Here is an 8,558-nt window from a genome sequence, read left to right as displayed (position 1 = left end):
CAATGGGATCTGGTCCGCGAGGATCCGGCCCTGATCCCGAATGCGATCAACGAGGCGCTGCGGCTGGAATCGCCGGTGCGAGGGTTCACGCGCCATCTCGCGGCCGATGCCACGATCGGCGATTTGACCATTCCGCGCGAGAGCCGCCTGCTGCTGCTCTACGCATCAGCCAATCGCGACGAGCGCAAATGGCAGGATCCGGAACGCTTCGACGTGAAGCGCCGCGCCAACGACCATCTTGGCTTCGGCAACGGCACGCACATGTGCGCAGGCCTGCATCTGGCCCGGCTGGAGATGACGGCACTGCTCGAAGTGCTGGTGGAGCGTGTGGCCGGTTTCGAGATCGGCGAACCTGTGCTGGCGCTCAACAACGTGCTGCGTGGCCTCGCTTCCTTGCCGGTTCGGGTGAAACGGGCATAGCCCGCGGGTTGTCGATTTCGGCGTTCCAAGTTCAGGCTCCGACGTCGATGGCTGCTGCGGCGCTGCGGATCGGATCGACAAAGGTTGCGACGGCTTCCTCGATCCCCAGCGCCGAGCGGATCCAGATGATCGAAATGCAGCCGAATACGGTGCCGTCCCGCACGATCGCAACGGCGATCGAAGCGGTTTTGGGATTGTATTCGCCCTCACTGCGGATCGCGTATCCCCGCGCGGCAGTCTCGGCGATCATGCGGTCGAGCCGGCCCTGATCGAGGAAGGGCCGATCCTCGGCCTCGTCGATCCGACGCAGATGATTGAGGATCAGTTCGCGTTCGCGCGGCGGGCAGGCGGCGAGATAGGCGCGGCCCGCGGACGTGCGCAACATCGGCAGGCGCTTGCCGATCATGCCGCGGTCGATCGAGAGCGGGCTGCGCGAGTGCGTGGTCTCCTGCACCACCATCGCCGCGTTTTCATAGGTGGAGAGATCGACCGGCCAAACCAGCTTCTTGCTGAGATCGGCCAGATGAGGCGCCGCCGCCTGGCTGATCACCACGCCGGGATCGTAGCCGTCGCCGAGGCTGAGCGCGCGCCGGGTGACGCGAAATCGGTCGTCGCTGGCGCTGCGAGCAATATAGCCGAGTTCCTCCAGCGTTTCGAGCAGGCGGTAGACCGTCGGGCGGGGCAGGTCGAGTGCACGGGCGACATCGCCGGCGCGGATGCCTCCGGAGCGGTTGACCTCGTGCAGCACGTCGAGCCCGCGCTTGAAGGCGCGGACGCCCTCGGACTGTCGGGGCCGGCCGTTCGGCGTCCGCTCCTTGGACACTTCCTATTTCCTCCCTTGTGGCACATCGCGGCGCGCTTATTGTCATTGCGAACGCGAAGCGATTGCGGGGCGCCACCGTAAGATCGCGCGCGGCCGGTATCAAGCTCGCCGCGGCGCGGTGATCGCGATGCCTCCGGGAGGAATTCGATGGAAATCACCGCGCTCGGCTATATCGGTATCAGTTCATCCCAGCTGGAGCAGTGGAGCCGGATGGCGACCGGGCTGCTCGGCATGCAGCAGGTCGATCGCGGCGGCAAGATGCGCGCGTTCCGCATGGACGATCGCAAGCAGCGGCTGATCGTCGACGGCGGCAGCGATGGGGGCCTTGCGGTGATGGGCTGGGAGGTTCCTTCGACCGCCGAACTGGATCGGTTGGCGGGACGGCTGGAAAGCCACGGCATCAAGGTGGTCCGAGGCTCGCGCGCCCTCGCGGACGAGCGGCATGTCGCCGAACTGATCGCGTTTGTAGATCCCGCCGGCAACAGGCTGGAGGCGTTCTGTAAGCCGGAGCTTGCGAGCGAGCCGTTCAAGCCGGGCCGTCCGATCTCGGGCTTCCGCACCGGCGCGCTCGGCATGGGGCACGTCGTGCTTAATGTGGAGGATGTCGAGCAGCTCTTGCCGTTCTATCGCGACGTGCTCGGCTTTCACGTGTCCGATTTCGGACTGAAGCCCTACGGGCTTTATTTCTTCCACGTCAACGGCCGTCACCACTCCTTTGCGATGGTCGGCTCGGGGCGCAAGGCGATGCATCACTTCATGGTCGAGCTCGGCAGCCTCGACGATGTCGGGCAGGGCTACGACCTCGCGCAGATGGACGAGGGGCGCGTGGCCTACACGCTGGGCCGGCACACCAACGATCACATGACCTCGTTCTACGTGAACACGCCGTCCGGCTTCTTCATCGAATATGGCTGGGGCGCGCGCGTGATCGATCCCGAGACTTGGCAGCCGCACGAGACCTTCGACGGCCCGTCGCTGTGGGGGCACGAGCGGCTCCACATGCCGGAGGAGCAGCGCAAGCGCCTGCGCGACATGCGGCTCGATGCAGCGGCCCGCGGCGTGCGCGTCGCCGACCCGCGCGTGCCGCCGCTGAACTGCGCGTGGCTGGATTCAGTGGTCGCGCGCGAATGATGCTGGAACATTTTCGGGTCTGATTGAATCAGAACCGAAGCTCTACATTCTTGTCTTGACGCGTCTTCTTCACCCGACGGCTCGCTCGAAACCGCTAGAACGGTAGCGAACCGCGCAACTTGTAAGTCAGCACGGATGTATGGCTTCCGAGACCGCCGAGCTCGCCTCCGAATCCGATCGTTCCGCCATTGTTGAATTTCATGTCCAGGCCGGCGGCCACGCGCGCCGACCATCCCTGCAGCAGCAGGGGAATTGTCGGAACGCCGGCCACGGCCGCCTGGTTGCCGGTGAAGTAATAGTCGCCATAAACGCCGGCATAGGGGGCGAACGAAGTCGCGGACGACCATGCGAAGGGATAGCTGACGCGGGTGCCCGCGCTGGCCCGCCCCGTTGAGAAGCTGTAGCTCGGCTGCGCGATACCGAGGCTGTCGACATAGGCGTCGTCACGCTCCCACAGCGCATACAGCTTTGCCAAAGGCTGCAGCAAGAAGCCCCGGACCTCATAGGTGCCGGTCAGGCCGCCTGATGCCAGCCATCGCACGCCCCGGAAAGTGGCGGAGGCCGTGCCGGCCGTGTCGTTGTAGCCAATGGCCGAACGGCCCAGCATCATGTCGAACCTCATGTCGGGAGCCAGCTGCCAGCCGAGATAGCCGCCGACCGTCCAGCCATCGCCCTTGAGCCGGCTGTTCAACGCATCTGAATTGAAATCCAGGTGTTCGAAGCCGCCAAATCCGCCGATGACGAGGTCCGGCCCCAATCTGCGCGTGAGGCCTGCCGTGACGTTGAGCTGATCGCCGCGGAGGTCCGTGCCGGGCGCATGATTGCTGAAGCTGATCCCGCGGACATCGACCCACGCCAGCCAGTCCGGCGGCGGCGCCCTCGGCGGAGTCCTTGGCGGAGCCCTGGTGATGCCGGAATAGCCGAGCGCGGAGAACCCGTGCTCGACCAAATTGCTGGTGGTGCGGTCAGGCGCGGCCATGAACTCCCTGACGCGGTTGTCCGCTGCCGATCCGCCTGCTTGCCAACCGCCGGCTGGCGGGACGGCAGGGCCCTCGGCGGCAAAATTGTAAGTGAAGCCGCTGCCGTTCGGCGTCACCGCCTGCACGTTTCCGCTAAAAGCATTGTCGATCGCGTTGCTGATGGCGCCGGAGATATTCTGACCGGAGAGCTGCGCAGATTGCTGGGTACCGAGAATCTGCATCTGCCGCAGTCTGATGCTGTCGGCGGGGATGGCGACCGATTGCTGCAGGACGGCCGAGCTGCTGGCCGCGTTGTTCGCGTTGCCATTGTACCTGGCGGTGATGGCGTGGTTGCCCAGGGAAAGCGACGACGTGGTGAACGTCGCGGTGATGCCGGCCAAACTGACGGTGCCGAGCTGGCTGCCGCCATCACTGAAGGTCACGGTGCCGGACGGCGACGAGCCGCCGCTGACGGTCGCCGTAAACGTCACTGGCTGGCCGAGCACGCTCGGATTGACCGAGGAGTGCAACGACGTCGTGGTCGTCGTCGTCGCGATCGTGCCGCTGCTTGCAGCGGTCGCGGTCTGCGCAATGGGCGTCGTGCTGTCGGTGACCGTGATGGTATAGCTGAAAAGACCCGGGGTCGTCGGCGTGCCCGACACGGTGCCGGTCGACGGGTTGAGGGACGTGCCGGCCGGGAGCGAGCCGGACCCGAGAGAATAGGTGTAGGGTGTGGTGCCGCCGCTGGCGACGTTGGTCTGCGAATAACTCTGACCGACTTGCGTGGTGGCGGATGCTGCCGACGTCATGGTGAGAGTCACAGGAGTGATCGTGCCCGTGGTTGAGGCCTGCGCATTCGCCGCGCCAGCGTCGGTGACCCTGATGATATAGCTGAAAGCCCCTTGGGTGGTCGGCGTGCCCGACACGGTGCCGGTCGCGGTATCGAGTGACGTGCCGGCCGGGAGCGAGCCGGACGCGAGCGAATAGGTATAGGGCGTGCTGCCCCCACTGGCGACGTTGGTCTGCGAGTAGTTCTGACCGACCTGCGCGATGATGGACGCTGTCGCCACGATGGCGAGAGCCCCTGGCGCGATGGTGCCGCTAGATGAAGTCTGCGCCGTCGCCGAGCCGGCATCGGTGACCTTGATCGTGTAGCTGAAAGGCCCCTGGGTGGTCGGCGTGCCCGATACGGTGCCGTTCGACGTGTCGAGCGACGTGCCGGCCGGGAGCGAGCCGGACGCAAGCGAAAAGACGTAGGGCGTCGTGCCGCCGCTGGCAATGTTGGTCTGCGAATAGGCTTGGCCGACCTGTGCCGCTGCGGACGGGTTCGCCGTCAGGGAGAGGGCCGGCGCAATCGTGCCGTTGCTGGAGGCCTGTGCCGCCGACGAGCCAGCGCCGGTCACCCGGATGGCGTAGTTGAAAGCGCCTTGGGTGGTCGGCGTGCCCGACACGGTACCGGTCGCCGGGTCGAGATTAGTCCCGCCAGGGAGGGAGCCGGACGCAAGAGAATAGCTGTAGGGCGTAGTGCCTCCGGTGGCGGCATTGGTCTGCGAATAGGGTACGCCGACTTGTGCGGTTGCGGATGGGGTCGCCGTGAGGGTGAGGACGGGCGCGATCGTACCGCTGCTTGAGGCCTGGCTAACGGCAGAGCCTGCGTCGGTCACCTGAATGGTGTAGTTGAAAAATCCCTGGCTGGACGGCGTGCCCGATACCGTGCCAGTCGATGGGTCGAGCGTGGTGCCGCTCGGCAACGCCCCGCTTGCCAGAGAAAAGGTCAGAGGCGTCGTACAAAGGCTGGCCGTGTTGGCCTGCGAATAGCTCACCCCCACCTCCGTGAACGCCGAAGGGGACGATGTCAGGGTACATTGCGCGTTGGCGGCGATCGTGCATCCGACGACAAAGAAGAAGATCAGCGCGACATGCAGGCAGATTTCGGTCAGCCATCGTGGCTGAATCCGGTTGATGCTCGGCCAATCCCATCGGACCAACGGACACCGGTTCGATAAGACAATCGATCTACGCATGGACTGCGAAATGAATTCCCAGAAACTGCAACGGGATTTCTAGTTCAGTTCCGCATGCGCGCGCAACAGAATCGGCTTCGCCGCGTCCGTGTCCTGGTGTTTTCTGGCCCTTGTCGCAAAAATGCTGCACCTCGCGTCCCCAATCAGGCGCGGGACGCGTGCTAAATTTAGCGGCACCATGGGGCGAGGTGCTGCAAATCATTCGGTTGATTCCGCGGATTTCTCCGTCCCTCAGAGAAAATTGCGCATCACTGGATCATGTCGCGCTTGAATGATCCGGCTTTGCCTCAGGCTCGCCCGAGATCGAGCTCCGTCAACAATCCCTGTCGAAGTGCCAGCCGGACCAGTTCGATGTCGGAGCCGACGCCGAGCTTGTCCTTGATCAGGGAATGCAGGTTCGCAACCGTCTTCGGGCTGACATGGAGCGTCTCGGCGATCTCCTCCGTCGTGTTCTCGGCGAGCAGCAGCCGCAGCACCTCGAATTCGCGCGGCGTCAGCACGTCGGCGGCCGAGCTTTCGCCGCTGATGCGGCTGAGCGCAAGCTCGTGGTCGATGTCGGGGCTGATGGCGATCTTGCCGGCGAGCACGTCCTTGACCGCGCGCACCAGGGTCTCGGGCGGACTGGTCTTGGTGACGTAACCCCTCGCGCCGGCGCGGATCGCCTGCACGGCAAAGCCGGCATTCTCATGCATGGTGAAGACCAGGATCCGTGCCGCCTTGTCCCACTGCCTGATGCGCCTGACGGCCTCGATGCCGCCGATGCCGGGCATGCTGAGGTCCATGATGACAAGGTCGGGCGCCTCGGACTTGTACAGGCGATAGGCTTCCGCGCCATCACCCGCCTCGGCGATGACACGCAGGCCCGGCTGTTTCTGCAGCACGGCGCGATAGCCCTCGCGGACGACGGAGTGGTCGTCGACCAGCAGGATGGTCGTATCAGCCGCGCTCATGCCGCGTGCCCCAGCGCCTGCCGATCGGCGGGCGCGAGCGGAATGAACACACGCAGGGCCGAGCCGTGAGGGCTGGTCTCGAAACTCAGGTGGCCGCGAAGTGCGGCAACACGCTCGCGCATGCCGAGCAGGCCCATGCCCGATTTGGCGGAAGCCTCGTTAGGGCCGCCGTCGTCCTCGACCACGAGGGCAATCTCGCTTTCGGTCGCCGTCAGATGCAGGCTGACCCGTGTTGCGCCGGCGTGCTTGGCCGCATTGGTGAGCGCCTCCTGCACGATACGGTAGAGATTGGCGCTGACGGACGTCGGCACGCTTTCGAAGGCGCCTTCGAACCGGATGTCGAAGCGGGGCTGGCCGCGGCTGCGACCGTTCCACCCCGACACCAGGCCTTCGAGGCTCGCGACCAGGCCGAGCTCGTCGACGTCGGGCGGCCGCAGCCGGAACAGCGCACCGCGCAGCGTCTCCATCATGCCGGTCGCAGTCCGGGCGATGCTGTCGCACTCTCCCAGCAGATCGGGGCAGTCCTGCGCCGCAGTCTGGCGGGCGGATGCGGCAAGCGCGCGGATCGCGGCGAGCGACTGGCCGAACTCGTCGTGCAATTCGCGGGCGAGATGGCGGCGCTCTTCGTCCTGAAGCGCGATCAGCTTTCGCGTCAGATCGTTGCGCTCGGCGAGTGCCGTATCGAGCCTTTCGGCCAGATGGTTGAAGACGTCGCGGATGGCGGAGAGCTCGGCGAGGTCGAACGGCGGCAGCCGCGTGCTGAGATCGCCGGCGGCGATGCGCTGCAGCCCGTCGCCGATCATGCGGGTGGGGCGCAGGGCGCGCGCAAGTGCGGCATAGACCAGAGCGCAGAGCAGCGGCAGCGCGATCGCGAGCGCGATCATCAATCGCCCGGCCTCGTGCCAGGCCTCCGCCGTCTGCACCGCCGGATCGATCGAGACCACGGTCTCGCCGAGCCTGGTTCCGCGCACGATGACCGGGCGTGCGGCCTCCCGCTCCGGATTGAACAGGCTGCGGTAGAACGCGGCGAAGGCTTGCGGCGGCGGGTTGGCCGGGGCAGGCGCACCGCTGCAGAAGCGCTGGAGGTTGTCGCCGCCGGTGCCGCGGAATGCCAGACACAGGCCGGGCGTCATCACATAGGCGGAAACAGGATCGAGGTTGGGAAAGTCCGCGCGCGGGCTGGCGACCCACTGAACCTTGCCCTGTTGCAGCTCCAGCGATTTCGCCACGATGGCGGCGATACTGTCGATCCGCGCATGCGCAGCACGATCGGCCGATACGAGGAAATAGGCGGAGATTGCGGCGAAGCAGGCGGCCGAGATCGCGGCCACGCGCAGCGTCAGACGGACCTTGAGATCGAATCTCGGATTCCACATCGGCGGCACCTGGTGCGAACGGGGCTGTCGCTCCCCGCATTAAAGGGCAGAACGCAGGGTGCGGGAAGCGTTCCCGCTTCGCCGCAGTGCAACGTCGGGAAATTTTCCCGGTATCCGGCGGGATGATCGCAGCTGCATGGCCTTCGTCGTGCGACCAGATGTGCCAAAACTCCGTCCTGGAAGGTTCGTTCATGCACCGCCGTCGGCTGATTATCTCTGCCATTCTCCTGTTCGTCCTCTCTTGTTCGCCAGTCGTTGCCGGGGCCCCCGTTGGCGTTGCCGTGGACGATTTCAGCTATAGCGACACATCGGGCGAACCAACCGATCAGACCGCCGCCCACGCGCGGCGGCTGGCGGCGTTCATGGCTGCCCTTCGAAGGGATATTGGTGCCGATCCGCGCTATCGGCTGGTTCCGTCCGCGCAGGACGGCGCGGCGTTCAAGGTCATCGGCGGCATCCAGAAGACGAGCACGCTGGTGCAATGGGCCAAGGTCGCCGTGATCGACATCGACGCCAGGAAGATCGTGATGGACAAGCTCTATTCCTTCCGCGGCGACAATGACGAAGCCTGGGAGCGCGCCGAGATATTCCTGTCCCGCGAGATTCTGGCTGCGCTCGCGACGGGGAAACTTTAGCCGTGGCTCGCTGCCGGCATTGGCGCACCGCAAATGGCTGGGCGGCCGCGTCCGGCGGCCGTTACCTGATGGCCGCAGCCAATGCCGCGATCAAAGCGGGCGGCGTCACAAGCAAGCCGAGCTTGAGAAATGGCCAGGCCCCGACCTCGATCTTCTCCCGCCGGAGCGCGACCAGCCAGAGGATGGTGGCGAGCGAGCCGGTGACCGACAGATTGGGGCCGAGATCGACGCCGATCAGGA

7 protein-coding genes and 1 pseudogene are annotated in these 8,558 nt (G+C 65.6%); 3 read left to right on the top strand and 5 right to left on the bottom strand.

Annotated features, from left to right (window positions below; genetic code table 11):
* Window positions 1-420, top strand: a 420-nt coding sequence (locus JHD07_RS06875; RefSeq protein WP_291620352.1) for a cytochrome P450, incomplete at its 5' end; no start/stop codon positions are given.
* Between the two features lie 31 nt (window positions 421-451).
* Here the strand turns inward: JHD07_RS06875 and JHD07_RS06870 are convergent.
* The gene (locus tag JHD07_RS06870; RefSeq protein ID WP_291620350.1) at window positions 452-1,243 is read right to left on the bottom strand and encodes a DNA-binding transcriptional regulator; all 792 of its coding nucleotides are present in this window, start codon (window positions 1,241-1,243) and stop codon (window positions 452-454) included.
* A 147-nt stretch (window positions 1,244-1,390) separates the two neighbouring features.
* Between JHD07_RS06870 and JHD07_RS06865 the strand changes: the two genes are divergently transcribed.
* Window positions 1,391-2,374: a VOC family protein gene (locus JHD07_RS06865; RefSeq protein WP_291620348.1), complete on the top strand. Its 984-nt coding sequence runs from the start codon at window positions 1,391-1,393 to the stop codon at window positions 2,372-2,374.
* Window positions 2,375-2,468: 94 nt separating this feature from the next.
* Here the strand turns inward: JHD07_RS06865 and JHD07_RS06860 are convergent, their stop codons facing one another.
* The 3 genes from JHD07_RS06860 to JHD07_RS06850 form a co-directional block, all read right to left on the bottom strand.
* Window positions 2,469-5,357, bottom strand: a complete 2,889-nt coding sequence (locus tag JHD07_RS06860) for a putative Ig domain-containing protein (protein WP_291620346.1) — start codon at window positions 5,355-5,357, stop codon at window positions 2,469-2,471.
* A 287-nt stretch (window positions 5,358-5,644) separates the two neighbouring features.
* A complete protein-coding gene (locus JHD07_RS06855) occupies window positions 5,645-6,307 on the bottom strand; it encodes a response regulator transcription factor (RefSeq protein ID WP_291620344.1) in 663 nt (220 codons plus the stop codon).
* Window positions 6,304-7,683: a histidine kinase gene (locus JHD07_RS06850; RefSeq protein ID WP_291620342.1), complete on the bottom strand. Its 1,380-nt coding sequence runs from the start codon at window positions 7,681-7,683 to the stop codon at window positions 6,304-6,306. The genes JHD07_RS06855 and JHD07_RS06850 overlap by 4 nt, the downstream gene beginning before the upstream one ends.
* Before the next feature lie 191 nt (window positions 7,684-7,874).
* On the opposite strand from JHD07_RS06850, the pseudogene JHD07_RS06845 reads away from it, so the two are divergent.
* A pseudogene (locus JHD07_RS06845) lies at window positions 7,875-8,306 on the top strand (DUF2380 domain-containing protein); the annotation flags it as partial.
* A gap of 73 nt (window positions 8,307-8,379) precedes the next feature.
* On the opposite strand, the gene JHD07_RS06840 reads toward JHD07_RS06845, so the two are convergent.
* Window positions 8,380-8,558: ArsB/NhaD family transporter (locus JHD07_RS06840; protein WP_291620377.1), on the bottom strand; the 179-nt coding region annotated here is incomplete at its 5' end.

This window comes from Bradyrhizobium sp., assembly GCF_016462955.1.
Lineage (GTDB): Bacteria > Pseudomonadota > Alphaproteobacteria > Rhizobiales > Xanthobacteraceae > Bradyrhizobium.
This window is presented reverse-complemented; position numbering and strand designations above follow the sequence as displayed.